At 74.6% G+C, this 18,828-nt stretch carries 17 protein-coding genes; 7 read left to right on the forward strand and 10 right to left on the reverse strand.

Features of this window, described 5'->3' with window-relative positions:
• Positions 1 to 15: 15 nt before the first annotated feature.
• Positions 16 to 753, forward strand: coding sequence for a hypothetical protein (locus H7H31_RS26640; RefSeq protein WP_187063306.1), 738 nt, complete (start codon positions 16 to 18; stop codon positions 751 to 753).
• On the opposite strand, the gene H7H31_RS26645 is transcribed toward H7H31_RS26640, so the two are convergent.
• From H7H31_RS26645 to H7H31_RS26660, 4 genes are all read right to left on the reverse strand, one after another.
• A complete protein-coding gene (locus H7H31_RS26645) occupies positions 684 to 1,616 on the reverse strand; it encodes a hypothetical protein (protein ID WP_187063307.1) in 933 nt (310 codons plus the stop codon). The genes H7H31_RS26640 and H7H31_RS26645 overlap by 70 nt on opposite strands.
• Positions 1,613 to 3,379: a phosphatidylglycerol lysyltransferase domain-containing protein gene (locus H7H31_RS26650; RefSeq protein ID WP_187063308.1), complete on the reverse strand. Its 1,767-nt coding sequence runs from the start codon at positions 3,377 to 3,379 to the stop codon at positions 1,613 to 1,615. The genes H7H31_RS26645 and H7H31_RS26650 overlap by 4 nt, the downstream gene beginning before the upstream one ends.
• Positions 3,380 to 3,514: 135 nt before the next feature.
• Positions 3,515 to 4,561, reverse strand: a complete 1,047-nt coding sequence (gene cobT / locus H7H31_RS26655; protein WP_187063309.1) for a nicotinate-nucleotide--dimethylbenzimidazole phosphoribosyltransferase — start codon at positions 4,559 to 4,561, stop codon at positions 3,515 to 3,517.
• A 109-nt stretch (positions 4,562 to 4,670) separates the two neighbouring features.
• The gene (locus H7H31_RS26660; RefSeq protein WP_187063310.1) at positions 4,671 to 5,882 is read right to left on the reverse strand and encodes a bifunctional adenosylcobinamide kinase/adenosylcobinamide-phosphate guanylyltransferase; all 1,212 of its coding nucleotides are present in this window, start codon (positions 5,880 to 5,882) and stop codon (positions 4,671 to 4,673) included.
• Positions 5,883 to 6,100: 218 nt separating this feature from the next.
• On the opposite strand from H7H31_RS26660, the gene H7H31_RS26665 reads away from it, so the two are divergent.
• Entirely contained in the window at positions 6,101 to 6,322 is a 222-nt protein-coding gene (locus tag H7H31_RS26665) for a hypothetical protein (RefSeq protein WP_187063311.1), read from the forward strand.
• A gap of 93 nt (positions 6,323 to 6,415) precedes the next feature.
• Here H7H31_RS26665 and H7H31_RS26670 read toward each other — a convergent pair whose 3' ends face one another.
• The 4 genes from H7H31_RS26670 to H7H31_RS26685 form a co-directional block, all read right to left on the reverse strand.
• Complete coding sequence (locus H7H31_RS26670) at positions 6,416 to 7,537, reverse strand: S1C family serine protease (protein WP_187063312.1); 1,122 nt, start codon at positions 7,535 to 7,537, stop codon at positions 6,416 to 6,418.
• Between the two features lie 137 nt (positions 7,538 to 7,674).
• Positions 7,675 to 9,528, reverse strand: a complete 1,854-nt coding sequence (locus H7H31_RS26675) for an ABC transporter ATP-binding protein (RefSeq protein ID WP_187063322.1) — start codon at positions 9,526 to 9,528, stop codon at positions 7,675 to 7,677.
• 168 nt (positions 9,529 to 9,696) lie between these two features.
• Positions 9,697 to 10,407: a class I SAM-dependent methyltransferase gene (locus H7H31_RS26680; RefSeq protein ID WP_187063323.1), complete on the reverse strand. Its 711-nt coding sequence runs from the start codon at positions 10,405 to 10,407 to the stop codon at positions 9,697 to 9,699.
• 80 nt (positions 10,408 to 10,487) lie between these two features.
• Complete coding sequence (locus tag H7H31_RS26685) at positions 10,488 to 11,084, reverse strand: DUF3043 domain-containing protein (RefSeq protein WP_232110099.1); 597 nt, start codon at positions 11,082 to 11,084, stop codon at positions 10,488 to 10,490.
• A 273-nt stretch (positions 11,085 to 11,357) separates the two neighbouring features.
• On the opposite strand from H7H31_RS26685, the gene H7H31_RS26690 reads away from it, so the two are divergent.
• The 4 genes from H7H31_RS26690 (at position 11,358) to H7H31_RS26705 (ending at position 14,795) form a co-directional block, all read left to right on the forward strand.
• Positions 11,358 to 12,155 carry a PspA/IM30 family protein gene (locus H7H31_RS26690; protein WP_187063314.1) on the forward strand — a complete coding sequence of 266 codons (798 nt, stop codon included), beginning with the start codon at positions 11,358 to 11,360 and terminating at the stop codon, positions 12,153 to 12,155.
• Between the two features lie 93 nt (positions 12,156 to 12,248).
• Positions 12,249 to 12,527: a PspA-associated protein PspAA gene (gene pspAA, locus H7H31_RS26695; protein WP_176161213.1), complete on the forward strand. Its 279-nt coding sequence runs from the start codon at positions 12,249 to 12,251 to the stop codon at positions 12,525 to 12,527.
• Positions 12,528 to 12,681: 154 nt separating this feature from the next.
• Positions 12,682 to 14,109 carry a sensor histidine kinase gene (locus H7H31_RS26700; RefSeq protein ID WP_232110100.1) on the forward strand — a complete coding sequence of 476 codons (1,428 nt, stop codon included), beginning with the start codon at positions 12,682 to 12,684 and terminating at the stop codon, positions 14,107 to 14,109.
• Entirely contained in the window at positions 14,106 to 14,795 is a 690-nt protein-coding gene (locus tag H7H31_RS26705; RefSeq protein ID WP_187063316.1) for a response regulator, read from the forward strand. The genes H7H31_RS26700 and H7H31_RS26705 overlap by 4 nt, the downstream gene beginning before the upstream one ends.
• A 181-nt stretch (positions 14,796 to 14,976) precedes the next feature.
• Here H7H31_RS26705 and nadA read toward each other — a convergent pair whose 3' ends face one another.
• Positions 14,977 to 16,179 carry a quinolinate synthase NadA gene (nadA, locus tag H7H31_RS26710; protein WP_187063317.1) on the reverse strand — a complete coding sequence of 401 codons (1,203 nt, stop codon included), beginning with the start codon at positions 16,177 to 16,179 and terminating at the stop codon, positions 14,977 to 14,979.
• Positions 16,180 to 16,422: 243 nt separating this feature from the next.
• Between nadA and H7H31_RS26715 the strand changes: the two genes are divergently transcribed.
• On the forward strand, positions 16,423 to 16,776 hold the full coding sequence (locus H7H31_RS26715; protein WP_187063318.1) for a HesB/IscA family protein: 354 nt from the start codon (positions 16,423 to 16,425) through the stop codon (positions 16,774 to 16,776).
• A gap of 277 nt (positions 16,777 to 17,053) precedes the next feature.
• Here the strand turns inward: H7H31_RS26715 and H7H31_RS26720 are convergent, their stop codons facing one another.
• Positions 17,054 to 18,781, reverse strand: coding sequence for a hypothetical protein (locus H7H31_RS26720; protein WP_222625330.1), 1,728 nt, complete (start codon positions 18,779 to 18,781; stop codon positions 17,054 to 17,056).
• Positions 18,782 to 18,828 lie beyond the last annotated feature (47 nt).

An 18,828-nucleotide genomic window follows, 5' to 3' on the forward strand; every position in this document is an offset into this window, starting at 1 on the left:
GCAGGGTGAGGAGCCATGGGGCACTGGTGGCAACGCGACATCGTGGAGCCGGGCAAGCTGCCGCTGCTGCTCGCGCTCGCCTCGTTCGTGCTGGCCTTCGTCGCGGCGCGGCTGGTCACGCGGCTGATCCGGGCGGGCAGGGGGCCCTTCCGCAACGTGACGGCCGGCGGGCTGCACGTGCACCACGTGGTGCCGGGCGTGGTGCTCACCGTCGTCGGCGGCTTCGGCGCGGTGGCCAGCGGGCGGCAGGGGGCGGGGGCCGCGGTGTGCGCGGTGATCTTCGGTCTCGGGGCGGGGCTCGTCCTGGACGAGTTCGCGCTCGTGCTGCACCTGGACGACGTGTACTGGTCGGAGCAGGGCCGCAAGAGCGTGGAGGTCGTGGTGTTGACGGCCGCCCTGGTGGCGTTGCTGCTCGGCGGCTTCCTGCCGTTCGGGGTCAACGACCTGACGGCGGCCGAGCGGCACGACCGGCGGCTGGTCGCGGCCAACGTGGCGGTCAACTTCCTGTTCTCGCTGGTCGCCCTCGCCAAGGGCAAGCCACGGATGGCGGTGCTCGGCGTGCTGGTGCCGCTGGTGGCCCCGTTCGGCGCCGTGCGCCTGGCCCGCCCCGGCTCACCCTGGGCCCGGCGCTGCTACCGGAACCGGCCGCGCGCCATGGCCAGGGCGCGGCGCCGGGCCCTGGCTCACGACGCCCGGTGGAGCCGGCTGCGCCGCAGGGTCCAGGACTGGCTGGGCGGCTTCTCGCACTCGTGAGCCCCGCCGTCGCGCGGGGCGGGCGCCGCCGCGCGCCCGGGGCGCTGGGCGTGCGGGCGCAGCAGGCGCGCCGTGCGCAGCACCCGCAGCAGCGGCGGGCCCGGGTAGCCGTGCGGGCCCCGTAGCCCGTCGGCCGCCCGGACGAGCCACTCGCGTGGTCCGGCCCGGCCCGGGCGCGCGGCGCGCCGCCGCTCGGCCCAGGTGCCCACCGCGCACACCACGAGGATGGCCCCGATCGCCACCAGGTGCTCCCGGCCGGCCAGGTTCGGCTTGGCGTGCACCTCGACCACCATCGAGGCGATCGTCAACGCGCCGGTCAGCCAGGCGCGGTGGCGCCAGCACACGTACACCGAGAGCCCGACCACGGCCGCCGAGGGGCCGGTGTCGTGCACCTGAGCGGTCTCCGGCGGCAGCCCGAGCGGGCCGCCGGGGCCGAGCGCGATGCCGATCCGCGCGTACGTCGTGCCCGCCAGCGTGGCCACGTACGCGATGACCAGCGTGCGGCGCCAGCCCAGCGCGCACTCGCAGATCGCGAAGACGACGAAGATCTGGAGGAGCCCGCCCCACACCGGCAGGTCGGGGGCGGGCACGAACAGCGACAGCGGGGTGCGCAGCAGCGCGCCCCACCAGGGCTGGTCGGCCTGGACGTAGCCGAGGAGCGCGATGGGCTCGCGGCCCCAGGGCTGGTTCTGCACGTACTGGCAGGCCACGATCAGGAACACGGCCGTGATCGTCACCGTCAGCGCGGCGAACCGGCGACGGACCAGGCCGTCGCGTACGGCCCCGGCCAGCGAGCCCCACTCGGCGCGCACCAGCCGGCGCACCGGCGCGGGCACGAGGCCGAGCGGCGTCGGGGGCGTCATCTGTGGGTCTCCAGGTGTTTGCGGTTGAGCCACTTGGGCAGCCCCGGGGCCTCCAGGAAGCCCTCGGCGCGGGCGCTGGCGAGGCCGATCCGCAACAGGTCGGTGCTCTTCTCGAAGAGCAGGTAGCGCGGCTCCCAGATGGGTCGGTACTTCGCGTTGGCCCGGTACAGCGACTCGATCTGCCACCAGCGCGAGCAGAAGCTGAGCAGCGAGCGCCACAGCCGCAGCACGGGGCCGGCGCCCAGCCTGGCGCCCCGCTCGAAGACCGACCGGAACATCGCGAAGTTCAGCGAGATCTGGCGGACTCCCACCTCCTCGGCGCGCTGGATCAGCTCCAGGACCATGAACTCCATCAGCCCGTTGTCGGAGTCGCGGTCCCGGCGCATCAGGTCGAGCGAGAGGCCGTGCGGCCCCCAGGGCGCGAAGCTGAGCAGGGCCCTGGGCGTGCCGTCGGCGTCGAAGCACTCCAGCATCACGCAGCGGCCGTCGTTCGGGTCGCCGAGGCGGCCGAGCGCCATGGAGAACCCGCGCTCGGTCGCGCCGTCACGCCAGTCGTCGGCGAGGCGGACCAGCTCGGCCATCTCCGCGTCCGGAATCTCCTCGTGCCGCCGGACGCGCACGGTGTACCCGGCCCGCTTCACGCGGTTGTACGCCTGCCGCACGGTGCGCATCGCGCGCCCTTCGAGGGTGAACTCGGCGGTGTCCACCAGCGCTTCGTCGCCCAGCTCCAGCGCGTCCAGGGCGTGCCGCGCGTAGACCGTGCCGCCCTCCTCGCTGGCGCCCATGACGGCGGGGGCCCAGCCGTGCTCGCGGGCCTCGGCCAGCCAGCGGTCGATCGCGCCGGGCCACGCCTCGGGGTCGCCGATCGGGTCGCCGGAGGCCAGGGAGACGCCGCCGACGACGCGGTAGGTGACGGCGGACTTGCCGGACGGGGACCAGATGACGCTCTTGTCGTGGCGCAGCGCGAAGTAGCCGAGCGAGTCCCGCTCGCCGTGCCGGGCCAGCAGGGCGCGCAGCTTCTCCTCGTCGCCCGGCGTGATCGGGTCGACGGCGCGCCGGGAGCGGAAGGCGACGTACAGCACCAGGAGCAGCAGCAGCGTGCTCATCATGTTGATGATCACGTCCGCCCAGCCGGGGGTGGCGATGCCGGCGAACCGGTCCTCGTCGGCGGCGAGCGAGATCAGTCGCATGACGCCGTACCGCCAGCGGGTGAGGAAACTGGAGCGTTCGTCGTCGGTGGCGGTGTTGGCGACGGTGACCAGGCCGGCGGCGAGCAGCGAGCCGACCAGGAGCCCGCCCACCGCGACGACGGCGGCGAGCTTGGGGTTGGAGCGGTCGCCCTTGGCGTAGAACTCGCGCCGGCCCACCAGGAGCGCCGCCACGAACAGCGCGGTCAGCAGCAGCGAGACCCAGTTCTGCGCGTGCTGGCGGAACTCCTGGAAGGGCATGGCCAGCGCGAAGACCGCCAGCAGCAGGCCGCTGAGCACCAGGTTGAGGATCCAGGCGGCGCGCTTGCGGCGGCGCATGGTGACGGCGAGGAAGAGGGAGAGCGCGGCCGAGAAGAAGCCCGCCGTCAGCAGGTAGGGCGTGAAGTACTCGTCGACGTTGTGGCGGCGCACGTCGTTGCCGAAGGACACCCACACGGCGCTCAGCAGGTTGACGAACGTGACGGCGCGCAGATACCAGACCGCGAACGCCGCACTCCGCTGAGCCCAAGGGCCGCGCTGCTTGCCTTCATCCGGACTCAAGCGGACTTCTCCCATGAAAGTAGAGCATATGAGGGAGAAGCGTTTTATCCGAATTTTGGGCCGTTTTGCCCGATTGGATCGCACCGGGACCCGGCACGTCCCCGCGGCGCGAGCGCGCGCCGCGGGGTGCCGGGCCAGCGGGCCCGTACGTCAGTCCCGCAGCGGAAGCTCCGCCGCCAGGGCGGCAGCCGCCTGCACCATCGGCAGGGCGAGCAGCGCCCCGGTTCCCTCACCCACACTGACGCCGTGGTCGAGCAGAGGGTTGAGCGCGGTCCGGTCCAGCGCCTTGGCCTGCGCGGGCTCGCCGCTCGCGTGGCCGGCCAGCCACCAGTCCGGCGCCCGGAACGCCACCCGCTGCGCCACCAGCGCGCACGCGGCCGAGACCACCCCGTCCAGGATCACCGGGGTGTGCCGCACGGCGCTCTGCAACAGGAACCCGGTGATGGCGGCCAGGTCCGCGCCGCCCGAGGTGCGCAGCAGCTCCAACTGGTCACCGAGGACCGGCCGGGCCCGGCGCAGCGCGTCCCGGATCGCCGCGCACTTGCGCATCCACGCCAGGTCGTCGATCCCGAACCCGCCGCGCCCGGTCACCACGGAGGCGTCGGTGCCGCACAGCGCCGCGACCAGGGTGCTGGCGGCGGTGGTGCCGCCCACGCTCAGATCGCCGAGCACCACCAGGTCGGTGCCGGAGTCGGCCTCCTCGTCGGCGATCGCCATTCCGGCCCGGAACGCCTGCTCGACCTCCTCCGCGCTGAGCGCGTCCTCGATGTCGATCCGGCCGGAGCCCCGCCGCACCCGGTGCCGGGTGACCTCCTCGGGCAGCTCGGCCGGGTCGCAGTCCACCGCGAGGTCCAGCACGCGCAGTCCGACGCCGTAGCGGCGGGCCAGGATCGCCACCGCGCTGGTGCCGTCCAGCGCGGCTCGTACGAGGTCCTTGGTGGTGCCCGCCGGGCGCCCTGAGACGTCCAGCTCGGCGACGCCGTGGTCGCCGGCGAACAGCAGCACCCGCGCCCGTTCGATGGGCTTGACGGGCACGCTCGCCTGCGCGGCGGCCAGCCACTCGCCCAGCTCGTCCAGCCGCCCCAGTGCACCGGGTGGCGTGGCGAACCGGGCGCGGCGCTCCTCGGCGTCACGGCGTACGCCGCCGTCGGGGCGCTCGATCAGGTCGACGAAGTCATCGAGGTGTAGACCGCTCATCCGCCGCACCCTACCGTTCCCGCCCCTCCCGTAGGGCCCCCAGCCCCGCCCCGTGGAACGGGGGGCCCGGCCGCGTGCCCGGCGGACCCGTGGCCACCGGCGGGCCCGCTCAGCGCAGCGTCAGCGGCTGGCCCGCGACCACCAGCAGGACGTGCTCGCACTCGGCGGCGACGGCCGCGTTCAGCCGCCCCAGCTCGTCCCGGAAGCGGCGGCCGGAGGCCGTCGCGGGCACGATGCCCGAGCCGACCTCGTTGCTGACCGCCACCAGCGGGCGCCGGGTGGCCCGGACCGCGGCGACCAGCGCCGCCACCCGCTCGCGCAGGGCGTGCTCGCCGCCGTCGGCCCAGCGCTCGTCCTCCCACGCCCCGACCGTGTCCATCGCGTCCGTCAGCCACAGCGACAGGCAGTCCACCAGCAGCGGCGGGCCCTCGTCCGCCAGCAGCGGTTCCAGGTCGCACGTCTCGGCCGTCCGCCAGCTCCCCGGCCGCCGCTCACGGTGCGCGGCCACCCGCGCCGCCCACTCCGGGTCGCCCGCGCGGCGCCCACCGGTCGCCACGTACAGCACCTCGGGGAACGTCTCCAGCCGCCGCTCGGCCTCCAGCGACTTCCCGGACCGCGCGCCGCCGAGCACCAGCGTGCGCCGCGGCAGGTCGGGCACCGCGTGGTACTCGCCGACGACCAGCGTCCGCCCGTCCGCGACGGTGCGCGCGCCCGCGGCGGCGAGCCGGCGGTGCAGCTCGGGGCCCGACGGCACGGTGTGGTCGATGTGCACGGCCAGCACGTCCGTGGTGGGCGCCACCAGCCCCGCGGCCCGCAGCCTGGCCAGCGCGTCGGGCCGGCCCAACACGTCGAGCAGCACCATGTCGTACGGCCTGCCGGGACGCGCGGGCACCGGGTCGGCCAGGCCCGCGGGCGCGGCGTCGGGCGGCAGGTACAGCAGCCGCTCGCCGTCGGGTCCGGTCACCTCGTACCCGGTGCCGGGGGCGTCCAGGGCGATGGCCCGCACCCGGTGCCCGCTGAGCAGCGCCAGCTCCCGCCCGTCCGCGGCCCGGCCGGGCGCCGGCAGCCCGGGCGGCACCTCGACCGCCGGCCCGTTGTGCGGGTGCGAGAGCAGCACCTGCCGCACGCCGGCCAGCGTGCGCCCGGCCCGCGCCGCGGCCAGGGCCGGGCCCGGGGTGAGGTCGAGCAGCAGCGCGTCGTCGATGAGCAGCGCCGTCGCGGCCCGCGCGGCGGCGCCCACGGCGGTGGCGCAGGCGGCGCAGGGGCAGTCGGGCCGGGGCAGCCCACCCGGGGCTCCGGTGCCGAGGAGAGTCAGTTCCACGCCCTGATCGTCTCGCGTCCACGGTCGGCCAGCGCGCGGGGCCACCTCCGATGGGGTGTTCGGCCGGGCTACGCTGCGGTCACCAGGCCGTACCGGCACGGCGCGACCGCCCCGCGCGGCGGCGTGACGTGCCGGGCGCGCGGGGCGCGGCGCGTCGCCAACGGGCGGGCGGCGCGGCCCGGGCGGTACGGCGAGACGGCGGCAGAGACGGAGCGGACATGGCGTGGACGTGGCGGTTCGAGAAGGCCGATGGGACGCAGACGGCTCCCCCGGTGGAGCCGGAGGACTTCCCGACCCAGGGCGACGCGGAGTCGTGGCTCGGCGAGGTGTGGAAGGAACTGGCCGGCGGCGGCGTGGACCAGGTGCACCTGTATGAGGACGACACCAAGATCTACGGGCCGATGAGCCTGCACGCGGACCAGGCCGAGTCGACCGGCTGAGCACCCCGCCGTGCCGTGGCGCCCGCCGAGTACCGGGGCGGGCGCCACGGCACGTCAGGCCCCGTTCCACCGACCGGCGACGCCCCGGCCCCGCTACAGCTCGCCCAGCCTGACGGACACGGTCCGTTCCCGCCCGCGCCGGTCGTACGTCACCTCGACCCGGTCGCCCGGCTGGTGCCGGGCCAGCACGTCGGTCAGGGCCGACATGGTCGCCGTCGACGTGTCGTCGACGCGGACGATCCGGTCGCCGGCCCGCAGCCCGGCCCTGGCCGCGGCGCCGCCCCGGGTGACCGCGACGACCGCGATCCCGGCCGGCTCGTACCCCGGACCGAGCACGGTGCGCCCGCTGATGCCGAGCGCGGCCTTGCCCGACTGCGTCACCCGGCCGTGCTCGATCATCTGGTCGGCGATGTGGGTGACGGTGGAGGCGGGGATGGCGAAGCCGATGCCGGCGGCCTGAGCGCCCTGCTCGGGGTCGGCGGCGGCCAGCGTCGGGACGCCGATGACCTGGTGGTCGAGGTTGACCAGGGCGCCACCGCTGTTGCCCGGGTTGATCGCGGCGGACGTCTGCACCAGGTTGCCGATGGTGGCCCCGGTGCCGCCGCCGCGCCGGCCCTCGCCCACGGTGCGGTCCAGGGCCGAGACGATCCCCTGGGTGACGCTGCCCGACAGGCCGAGCGGGCTCCCCATGGCCAGCACGAGCTGCCCGATGCGCACCTTCCCCGAGTCGCCGAACTCCGCGGGCTTGAGGTCCTTCGGCGGGTCCTCCAGCCTGATGACGGCCAGGTCCTGCGGCGGGAAGCTGGCGACCAGGCGGGCCGGCAGCGTCGCGTTGCCGGTGGCCAGGGTGACCTCGAACGCGCGCGCGTCGCCCACCACGTGCGCGTTGGTGACGATGTGGCCCCGCCGGTCGTAGACGACGCCCGAGCCGAGGCCGCCGTCGGTGGTGATCTGGACGACCGACGGCAGCACGGCCCGCACCGTCTCCTCGTACGCGCGCTGCACCTGCGGCCCGTCGCCCCCGCCGCCCAGTTCGCTCGCGCCGGACGCCCTGGTGGCCGGCCCGGACTCCGCGCCGGTGGCCGACGCGGTCTCAGGGCCCGGGGTGGAGCCGGAGTCGGAGCTGCACCCGGCCAGCAGGGCCAGCACGCACCCGACGGCGGGCGCCGCCCGGCGCAGCCGCCGCGGGAGACCGTACGCACGAGGAAGGCTCATGCCGGAAGTCTCCCGTGCCGGCCGGCCGTTGGCCCGTGGACGCCGCCGCTCGGGTCACCCTCACGGCCCCGCCCCGGGGCCCTCGCCGACCGCCGTCGCCGGGCCGCCGCCCGTCGTGGGTCTGACCGCGCCGCCCGCTACGGGCCCGTGGCCAGGAGCTGGGCCGCCGCCAGTTCCCCGTACAGCGGGTCGGCGGCCACCAGCTCCGCGTGGGTGCCCACCGCGCGCACCCGGCCGCCGTCCATCACCACGATGCGGTCGGCGAGCGTGACCGTCGACAGCCGGTGCGCGACGACCAGGATCGTCGTCTCGCGGGCCGCGAGCGCCACCGTGTCCCGCAGGGCCATCTCGTTGACCGCGTCGAGCTGGGACGTCGCCTCGTCCAGGAGCAGCAGCCGGGGGCGGCGCAGCAGCGCCCGGGCGATCGCCACCCGCTGCCGCTCGCCGCCCGAGAGCTTGCTGCCCCGGTGGCCCACCAGCGTCTCCAACCCGTCCGGCAGCCGCTCCACCAGCGCGTCCAGCTTGGTGCGCACGAGGGTCTCGCGCAGCTCCTGTTCGCTGGCGGTCGGATGGGCGAAGAGCAGGTTGTCGCGGAGCGTCCCGGCGAGCACCGGCGCGTCCTGTTCGACGTACCCGATGGCGGCCCGTAGCTCGTCCAGCGGCCAGTCCAGGACGGACCGCCCGTCCACCAGCACCCGGCCGCCGGTGGCCTCGTAGAAGCGCTCGATCAGCCCGAAGACCGTGGTCTTGCCGGCGCCGGACGGGCCGACGAACGCGGTCAGCCCGCCGCTGGGGATGGTGAAGCTGACGCCGTGGTGGACGTGGGGCAGGTCGTCGCGGTAGCGGAAGCTGACGTCGTCGAAGACGACGGTCGCGGGGCGGGCCGGCCCGTTCCCGCCAGTCCCCTCGGCTTCCTCGGCTCCGCCAGCGCCCTGCCTGGCCGGCGCCCCGACCCGTGGCCGGGCCGACCCCACCGGCTCGGTCGCCAGTTGCTCCGCCTCGCTGATCCGGGCCACGGCGGCGGCCCCGACCTGGTACTGGGAGACGGCCTCGACCAGGCGGCTGACCGGGTCGATCAGATAGAAGAGGAAGAGCAGGAAGGCGATGAGCGTGCCCACGTCGGTCGCGCCCGACGCCACCCGCGCGCCGCCCACGCCGAGCACCGCGAGGAAGGAGACCTGCACCGCGAACCCCACCGACGACCAGGCGAGCGCCCGCCACTTGGCGGCCCGTACGCCGTGTCGCCAGGCGTCGTGCGCCGCCGCGTCCACCGCGGCGTTCTCCCGGTCCTCGGCGCCGGACGCCTTGATGGTGCGCAGGGCCCCGAAGGAGCGCTCCAACACCGTGGAGATCGCCCCGACCGCCTCCTGGGCCGCCTTGCTGGCGAGGGCGATCCGCGGCATGACGAGCCCCACCGCGCCGCCGATCAGCACCATCACGCCCAGCGTGACCATGAGCAGCACCGGCTCCATGAGCCCCATCAACACCACGGTCGCGATCAGCGTGAGCGCCCCGGTGACGGCCCCGACCAGCGATTCCGTGGCCACCGAGCGCAACAGCGTGGTATCGGAGGTCACCCGCGACATCAGGTCACCGGGCTGGGTGCGCTCGACCTCGGGCACCCGCAGCCGCAACAACCGTCCCACCAGCCGGCGCCGGGCGGCCAGCACCACGGACTCGGCCGTGCGCTCCAGCAGGTAGGCGCCGAACGCCTCGATGGCCGTACCGAGCACCACCAGCAGGGTCAGTACGACCAGCATCCCGGCGATCGACTCGTCGTCCCCGAGCCGGTTGACCAACTCCTTGGCGGCCAGCGGCTGCGCGAGCCCGGTCGCCGCGCCGATCAACGCGAACACCGCGGCGAGCACGATCGTCCAGCGGTGCGGCCGGATGTGCTCGCGCAGGATGGCCCACGTCTGACGGGCGGGCAGCTTGGTCGGCGGCGCCGACCCCGCCGCCGGGTCCGATCCGCCCCCGGGCGGCTGGGCCATGGGCGTCGACGGCGGCGCGGCGTCCTGCTCGGCGGGCACGTTCTCTCCTGGGCTCCGGGACCATCTGGCGAAGGACAGGACGCGGTACGGACACCCTTACCTGACCCGAACACCCGGCCGATCTCGCCCCGCGCGGCACCGGAGGGCCGCCCTTCCCGGACAGGGGAGCTAGCCGCGCACCCCACACAGGTGCAGCAGCGCCGCCAGGGACCGGTACGGGTCGGTGCGGCCGGCGCGGTCCTCCGCGTCGAGCAGCCGGGCCAGCTCGTCGGCGACCGGCGGCGCCGTGCCGTCGGCGGCGGCGTCGGTGAACAGCCGCACGCCGTACCAGGCGTGCACCGGAGCGCCGATGCCCGCCAGCGTGGCCGTCAGGTCCGCGCGCCGGTCGGCGCGCACCGGCAGGCCGAGCCGGTTGGTGTACGCGGGGGAGTCGAAGGCGGCCAGCGCGCCCGCCCAGTCGCCGGCGAGCCCGGGCCGCAGGGCGAGCGCGTCCGCGTTCCGCACGACGAGCGAGAGCAGCCCACCGGCGGCCAGCACGCGGGCGAGGCCGGCGAGCATCGGGTCCGGGTCGGGCACGTACATGAGCACGCCGTGACAGAGCACGACGTCGAAGGCGCCCGGCAGGAAGTGCGCGCCGGTGTCCCGGCCGTCGCCCTGGATCAGCCGCACCCGCTCGCGCACGAACCGCGGCTCACCCTCCAGGGCGGCGCGCAGCGCCGCGAGCATCGCCGGGTCCGACTCCAGGCCGGTCACCTCGTGCCCGGCGCGCGCCAGCCGCAGCGCCTGGGTGCCCTGCCCGAGGCCGACGTCGAGCACGCGGAGCTGCTGCCCGGCGGGGTAGCGCCCGGCGATCTGCTCGTCGAGCTGTCGGGCGACCAGCTCCTGGCGGACGGTGTCGCGCAGCCCGCCGAGGCCGCTGAGCCAGTTCTGCGCGCCGCGGGCGAAGGCAGCGCTCCCGGTCAGGGCCGCTCTCCGCGCTTGACCTGCGGCTTGGGCAGCCGCAGCCGGCGCATCTGGAGGCTGCGCATCAGGGCGTAGGCCACGGCGCCGCGCAGGTTCTCGTCGGGGAAGCGCTGGCGCAACTGGCGCTTGAGCGAGATGCCGATGACCACCGAGTTGATCACGATCAGGAAGATCACGACCATCCACAGCAGCAGCACGTACTGCTGCATGGCGCCGGCCTGCACCAGGCTCAGGATCAGGATGATCACCGCGAGCGGCAGGAAGAACTCCGCGATGACGAACCGGGAGTCCACGTAGTCCCGGGCGAACCGCCGGATCGGGCCCCGGTCGCGCACCGGCAGGTACCGCTCGTCGCCGTTGGCGAGAGCCTCCCGCTGCTTGGCCAGGTCGGCCCGCCGGGCCTCCCGCTGCCGCCTGGCCGCGTCCTTGCGGGACGTCGGCGTGTTGGCCAGGCTGCGGCGCTGCGACTGTGCCTGGCTGCGCTTGGGCGTGGGGCGGCCCTTGGGCGCCTGCGGGTCACGGGGCTGCTGCGGATCGTCCGCGCTCACCCGTGAGGGCGCGGACTGCTCATCCTTCGAACGGCTTCGGAACACAAAACCCAAGGGTACGGGGTGGCGGGGGGTGGACCACAGCCTCGGGGGGAACGATCCGGCAACGGCGGTACGTCTCATGAGTGAGGCACCCGCGTGTAGCGGTGTTTCCCCGGGCGCCACCTACTCCTCGCGCCGGAGGCCGGTCGCGCCCGATCGTCCTTCAGGAGGAGTCCGAAGGCGCCCGAACAGTGCGGTAATAGATGTGGGGCCCGTACGCTGGGTCTGTAGAGGGTGCTGGAGCCGAAGTCCGTCAGAAGGGGGCGCGCGAGGCCCATGAGCGGTGTCATGAAGCGTATGGGAATGATCTTCCGCGCGAAGGCCAACAAGGCCCTGGACCGGGCCGAGGACCCACGAGAGACTCTTGACTACTCGTACCAGAAGCAGCTCGAGCTGCTGCAGAAGGTGCGGCGCGGGGTCGCGGACGTGGCGACCTCCCGGAAGCGGCTCGAACTGCAGCTGAACCAGTTGCAGGGCCAGTCGTCCAAGCTGGAGGAGCAGGGCCGCAAGGCGCTCGCGCTCGGGCGCGAGGACCTGGCCCGCGAGGCGCTCTCCCGCAGGGCCGCCCTCCAGCAGCAGGTCACCGACCTGGAGACGCAGCACCAGACGCTCCAGGGCGAGGAGGAGAAGCTCACTCTGGCGGCCCAGCGACTCCAGGCCAAGGTGGACGCCTTCCGCACCAAGAAGGAGACCATCAAGGCCACGTACACCGCCGCCCAGGCCCAGACCCGCATCGGCGAGGCGTTCTCCGGCATCTCCGAGGAGATGGGCGACGTCGGCATGGCGATCCAGCGCGCCGAGGACAAGACCGCGCAGCTCCAGGCGCGGGCCGGGGCCATCGACGAACTGCTGGCCTCGGGCGCGCTCGACGACCAGTCGGGGCTCGCCGCCAAGGACGACATCGCGGCCGAGCTGGACCGCATCTCCGGCGGCACGGACGTGGAGATCGAACTCCAGCGCATGAAGGCCGAGCTGGCCGGCGGCAGCGGGGCGCCCGCCATCGAGGGCGGGCAGGCCGCGCCCGGCGGCCAGGTCCAGCCCGTGGACCGGCAGAAGCCGCGCTTCGAGAAGTAGCCTCGACGGACGCGACGTCGTGCGCGACGTGGCGAGGACACCGGCGCCGGCCGCTCGGCCGCGCCGGGGAGACCGTGAGCTGAGGAGGCCATCGTGATCGTACGGATCATGGGGGAGGGCCAGGTGGAGCTGGACGACGTCCACTTCGCCGAACTCAACCGCCTGGACGACGAGTTGCTCGCCGAGATACAGGGCGGCGACCACGACGGCTTCCGACGCACGCTGGCCGCGCTCCTCGACGCCGTGCGACGCCTGGGCAAACCTCTGCCCGACGACGCGCTCCAGCCGTCGGAGTTGATCCTCCCCGGGCCCGACGCCACCCTCGAAGAGGTCGAACAGATGCTCAGCGACGACGGACTCATCCCGAACTGAGCACCGCCCGACCGCTCCAGCCACCCCACGCGCCCGGCCCGGACCGAGTGCGCCCGCCGCCCCCGGCGCCCGGAGGACGCCCTCCCGGCGCCGGGGGCGGCGCGTGCTCCACGGTGACCACCGGCCCTCGCGCCAGCCCGTACCGTTGGATGCCGTGACTCCTCCCGCCACCGGACCGAGCACCCCGAGACCGGGGCCGATCCGCGACTGCTGGCTCCGTGCGCGCCCGCTCGCCGTGGACGCGGTGATCGCCGCCGGCGTCTTCGTCTGCATCCTGGTCAGCTCGGTGACCGGGCCGTCCGAGAACAGGCCCGACGTCGGCCCGCTGCTCGTCGGCCTGGCCGGGCTGTGCAGCGCCGCGCTCGTGCTGCGCCGCCGGCGCCCGCGGACGGTGCTCGCCGTCACCACGGTGCTGAGCGTGCTGGGCATCGCCGGCTCGCGGGACGGCGTCGTACCCCCCTCCCAACTGGCCATCAGCGTGGTCATCGCGCTCTACACCGTCGCGGCCTCCACCGACCGGCACACCACCTGGCGGATCGGGGCGGCCACCGTCGCGCTGCTCACCGGCACCGTGATGATCTTCGGGGTCCAGCCCTGGTACGCGCAGGAGAACCTCGGCATCTTCGCCTGGACCGGCATGGCCGCGGCCGTCGGCGACGCGGTGCGCAGCCGGCGGGCCTTCATCGCGGCGATCGAGGAGCGCGCGGTGCGCGCCGAGCGCACCCGCGAGGAGGAGGCCAGACGCCGGGTGGCCGAGGAGCGGCTGCGCATCGCCCGCGAGCTGCACGACGTGGTCGCGCACCACATCGCGCTGGTCAACGTGCAGGCCGGGGTGGCCTCGCACGTCATGGACAGCCGCCCGGACCAGGCCAAGCAGGCCCTGGCGCACGTGCGCGAGGCCAGCCGCTCGGCCCTGGGCGAACTGCGCGCCACCGTCGGCCTGTTGCGCCAGTACGGCGACCCGAAGGCCCCCACCGAGCCGGCGCCCGGGCTCAGCGTCCTCGACCAGCTCATCGACGGCTTCGTCCGCACCGGGCTGCGGGTCACCGTGGAGGCGGCGAGCGAGGGCGAGCCGGGTACGCGGGTGACCGACGCGGCCGGCGTCGCCGAGGTCTCCGGCGCCCTGCCGACGGCCGTCGACCTCACCGCGTACCGCGTCATCCAGGAGGCGCTGACCAACGTGCACAAGCACGCGGGGCCCAGCGCCACGGCCTCGGTGCGCATCGTGCGGCAGCGGGACGAACTGGAGATCACCGTCGTGGACGACGGCGGCGGCACCGGCGAGCCTGCGGCGCAGCCGGCCGCCCGCGTCGGCGCGCTCCAGGGCAAGGCGGGCCCGGCGGCCGGCAAGGGCCAGCCCGCGACACGGGGTGGCGACCGGGGCGCGCCGCCCGCCGCCCGGGACCTCGACGGCGCCTGGCGGGAGGCGGCCGACGGCGGCGGGCACGGCCTGATCGGGATGCGCGAGCGGGTCGCCGCGCTGCGCGGCGACTGCGAGGCGGGCCCCCGGCTCGAGGGTGGCTTCCGGGTGCGCGCGACACTTCCCGTACGGGGCCGCACGGGAGGGGACGAGAGCGTATGACGATCAAGGTGGTGCTCGCGGACGACCAGGCGCTGTTGCGCAGCGCGTTCCGCATCCTGGTGGACTCCGAGCCCGACATGGAGGTCGTCGGGGAGGCGTCGGACGGCGCCGAGGCCGTGCGGCTCACCCGCGAGACCGGCGCCGACGTGGTGCTGATGGACATCCGGATGCCCGGCACCGACGGGCTCGCCGCCACCCGGCTGATCAGCGCCGATCCCGCCCTCGCGGACGTGCGGGTGGTCATGCTGACCACGTTCGAGGTGGACGAGTACGTGGTGGAGTCGCTGCGCGCGGGCGCCAGCGGCTTCCTGGGCAAGGGTGCCGAGCCCGAGGAACTGCTGGCCGCCATCCGGGTCGCGGCGGCGGGCGAGGCCCTGCTGTCCCCGGTCGCCACCAAGGGGCTGATCGCCAAGTTCCTCGCGCAGGGCGCCGGTTCGGGCGACAGCGCGGCCGACGGCGGCTATGAGGCGGCCCGGCTCGAAGCGCTGACGGTGCGCGAGCGCGAGGTGCTGGTGCAGGTCGCGGGCGGGCTGTCGAACGACCAGATCGCCGAGCGGCTCCAGGTCAGCCCGCTCACCGTGAAGACGCACGTCAACCGGACGATGGCCAAGCTCGGCGCCCGCGACCGGGCCGGGCTCGTGGTCATCGCGTACGAGACCGGCCTGGTGCGCCCGCGCTCGGAGTAGCTGGCGTGCCCCGTGAGGACGGGGGCGCGGCCGGCGGTGAGCGGCCGGCGTGCTGCGGGGCGTGGTGCGGGGCGTGGTGTGCGAACGCCCCGCGCCGCGTCGGTGGGACGTCGGGCGGGGCGTGCGCGCGGCGGGCCCCGGCGGCCCCGCTGGAAGGGGGGGCTGCCGGGGCGCGGGACGGCTACGGCAGGGACAACATCCGCTCCAGGGCCAGCTTGGCGAAGCTCTCCGTCTCCGGGTCGACCTCGATGCGGTTGACCACCTTGCCGTCGGCCAGCGACTCCAGGGCCCAGACCAGGTGCGGGAGGTCGATGCGGTTCATCGTGGAGCAGAAGCACACCGTCTTGTCGAGGAAGACGATCTCCTTGTCCTGGTCAGCGAACCGGTTGGCCAGCCGCCGCACCAGGTTCAGCTCGGTGCCGATGGCCCACTTGGACCCGGCCGGGGCGGCCTCCAGGGTCTGAATGATGTGCTCGGTCGAGCCCACGTAGTCGGCAGCCGCCACGACCTCGTGCTTGCACTCGGGGTGGACCAGCACGTTCACGCCGGGTATGCGCTCGCGCACGGCCCGCACCGACTCCAGTGAGAACCGGCCGTGCACCGAGCAGTGGCCGCGCCACAGGATCATCTTCGCCGCGCGCAGCTCCTCGACGGTCAGGCCGCCGCCGGGCTTGTGCGGGTTGTAGACGACGCAGTCCTCCAGGGACATCCCGAGGTCCCGCACGGCCGTGTTGCGCCCCAGGTGCTGGTCGGGCAGGAACAGCACCTTGGCGTCGCCGGCCGGGCCGCCCTGCGCGAAGGCCCACTCCAGGGCCCGCCGCGCGTTGGACGAGGTGCAGATCGTGCCGCCGTGCTTGCCGGTGAACGCCTTGATGTCGGCGGAGGAGTTCATGTACGAGACGGGCACGGTCGCCTCCGCCACCCCGGCCTCGGTCAGCACGTCCCAGCACTCGGCGACCTGCTCGGCCGTGGCCATGTCGGCCATGGAGCAGCCGGCGGCCAGGTCGGGGAGGATGACCCGCTGGTCGTCGCCGGTGAGGATGTCGGCGGACTCGGCCATGAAGTGCACGCCGCAGAAGACGATGAACTCGGCGTCCGGCCGGGCGGCGGCGTCCCGGGCGAGCTTGAACGAGTCCCCGGTGACGTCCGCGAACTCGATGACCTCGTCGCGCTGGTAGTGGTGGCCGAGCACGAAGACCCGGTCCCCGAGCCGCTCCTTGGCCGCGCGGGCGCGGGCCACCAGGTCGGGGTCGGAGGGGGCGGGGAGGTCGCCCGGGCACTCCACGCCGCGCTCGCTCCTCGGGTCGGACTCGCGACCCAGGAGCAGCAGGGCCAGAGGCGTGGGCTGGACGTCGAGAGGTTGGGCGGTGGTCACAGCACGCACCCTTTCTGTTTCCGCAGACAAGCCTTTTCGTCTGATTGACGCTATTTATCATAACCGCTTCGCGTCACGTTGACGATGCCCATCGCGTCGATGTGACGCATGCCCGGTTCGGCGGCCCGTGTCCGGGCGGAGCCCGGTGTGCGAGCATGAAGACGGAAGACGCGCGCCAGACCCGGAATGAATTCGGCACGGCGTGGGTTGCAGCCGAGGGCAAGCAGTCCGTACAACCCGGGAGAGAAGCAGATGACGGTTCAGGACGACACCACCACGAGTGACGGCATCCTCCTGTCCGATGCCGCCGCGGGCAAGGTCAAGGCGCTCCTTGAGCAGGAAGGCCGCGAGGACCTCGCGCTGCGCGTCGCAGTTCAGCCTGGTGGCTGCTCCGGCCTGCGCTACCAGCTCTTCTTCGACGAGCGTTCGCTCGACGGCGATGTCGTGAAGGACTTCGACGGGGTCAAGGTCGTCACCGACCGCATGAGCGCCCCGTACCTCGGTGGCGCCTCCATCGACTTCGTGGACACCATCGAGAAGCAGGGCTTCACCATCGACAACCCGAACGCCACGGGCTCCTGCGCCTGCGGTGACTCCTTCAGCTAAGGCCCCCGCCCCTCCGCGGGCGCACCCGCCCGCGGGGCCGAGGGTCCGACACGGCGGCCGACGGCGCACCGCGCCCCGGTCCCACGCCCGCCGGACCGCCGCGCGCTCCGGCCGCGCCGACACCCGGCTCGCGGCACAGCACGACAAAGGCGGCGGCCCCCGCCCCATGGCTTCCAGGCCATGGCCGACGGGGGCCGCCGCCTTCTTCGCGTCCGCCGCACTGCCGACGCTCTGACGCTCCGGCGCCAGGTGCCGTACGGGCCGCGCCGCGCTCGCGCTACTTGTCCCGCTTCGCGCCCTCACCCTTGGGCACGGACTCGCCGGTCGCGGCGTCCACCACCTCGCGGTCGCCCAGCGGCTCGTCGAGCGTGATCTTCTTCTCGAACTCCTCGGCGACCAGGACGCACTTCGCGCCCGGCTTCTTCTCCTTGCCCGTCACCCGCACGGTGACCGCCGAGTCGGAGGCGTCGGCGGTGGCCTGGTACGTCGAGCACACGCCGCCGTAGAACCGGACGGTCAGGCTCCTGCCGTCCGCGCTGTAGGACTCGATGTGCTTGCCCGGGCGGGTGCCGTTCCCGGACTCCCGGCTCGAGTCCCCGTCAGCGGGCGCGCCGGGGCCGGTCTTGGCGCCGATCACGTACTTCGGGTCCACGGCCGGGTGCGTGACGGTGAAGTCGGACTCGCCGTCCTTGGCGTCCGCCGGGCGCACCGTGAAGATCCACGAGGGCACCAGCACCTGCCGGCCCTCCTCGAACCGCATGCCGAGCCCGAACGTGGCCTCACGCACCTCGTGCGCGGCGGACTGCTTGCCGCCGGCCGGCGCGCACGGCGCGATCTCCCGCTCGCCGTCCCCGGCGCCGCTCGCGCCGTCGGTGCCCTTCTCGGCCTTGGCGCCCTGGTCGCCCTTCTCCGCGTCGTCCGCCACGTCGGGCGCCCCCGGCTCGGTCCGCGCGCAGTCGCCGACGGGGGCCCGGCCCGCGTTGCCCGGGCCGGCGTTGAGCGCCTTGACGGCCTCGTCCGCGTCGATCAGCGGGTACTCGTCACCCTTGGCCAGCTTGTTGAGGAAGCCGTTGGCCCCGTCGACCCCGCCGTCCACGCCGACCTCCAGCGTGGTCTGCCAGCCGTAGCTGGGCAGCCCGTCGAAGGTCGGGTCGGCGGTCACGGCGCGGACCGCCCCGTAGGAGCGGCTCGCGTCCAGCTTCGCGTCGGACTGGCCGAGCGCGTTGAGTACGGGCTGCGCGGCCTTCTTGGCCTCGGCGACGGAGACCGGCCGGGAACCGCCGTCGGGCACCGCCGGCGCGTTCTTCGGGCCGCGCGCCTCGCGGCCACGCCCGGCGTCCTTGGTGCCGCCGCCGGAGGTGCCGTCCCGCAGCGAGCCGCAGCGCGGGCCGGCCGGGCCGGACTGGGTGGCGTCGTCGGCGTCGCCCATGGTGTGCGGCGGCTCCAGGCAGCCGTCCCCGCCCGGCGCGCCGAACTTCGTGTACGACCAGCCGCCGGCGCCCGTCTCCTTCACGCGCAGCGTCGGGCTCATCCGGTCCGGGGTGCCGCCGACCTTCCACACGCCGCGCTCCAGCCGGGGCTCGCCGGCCACGCGCAACGCCTTGGCCAGGCGCTCCACATCGGCGCGGGAGACCTTCGGGGCGGTGCGGTAGACCGGGGCCGCCTCCCGTGGCGCGGCGGGCAGTTCGCCGGGTGCCTGGTAGTGCGCGCGGCCGGGGTCGGGCTCGCCGGGGGCGATGCCCTCGCGCGACCCGTCCGCCTCGCGCTCGTCGCTGGCCCGGTCGCCGATGGCCAGCGGCGCCGGGTCACTCGACCGGCCGCCGTCCTTCGATCCGCCGTCGTCGGAGGCCGACGACGCCCAGTAGGCGCCGCCACCGCCGACCACCATCACCGCCGCGGCCACCGTGGCGATGGCCCACGGGGAACGGCGCCTGCTCGCGGTCTTCGTGCTGGTGTGGCCGGAAGTCTCCTCGGAGAGGTCCTCGGGGGTGTCCTCGGTGCTCACGGTGTTACTCCTTCGGCTCCGCTCTTTGGTTCGGCTCCATCCCCGGG

It is taken from the genome of Streptomyces buecherae (genome assembly GCF_014295035.1).
GTDB classification, from domain to species: domain Bacteria; phylum Actinomycetota; class Actinomycetes; order Streptomycetales; family Streptomycetaceae; genus Streptomyces; species Streptomyces youssoufiensis.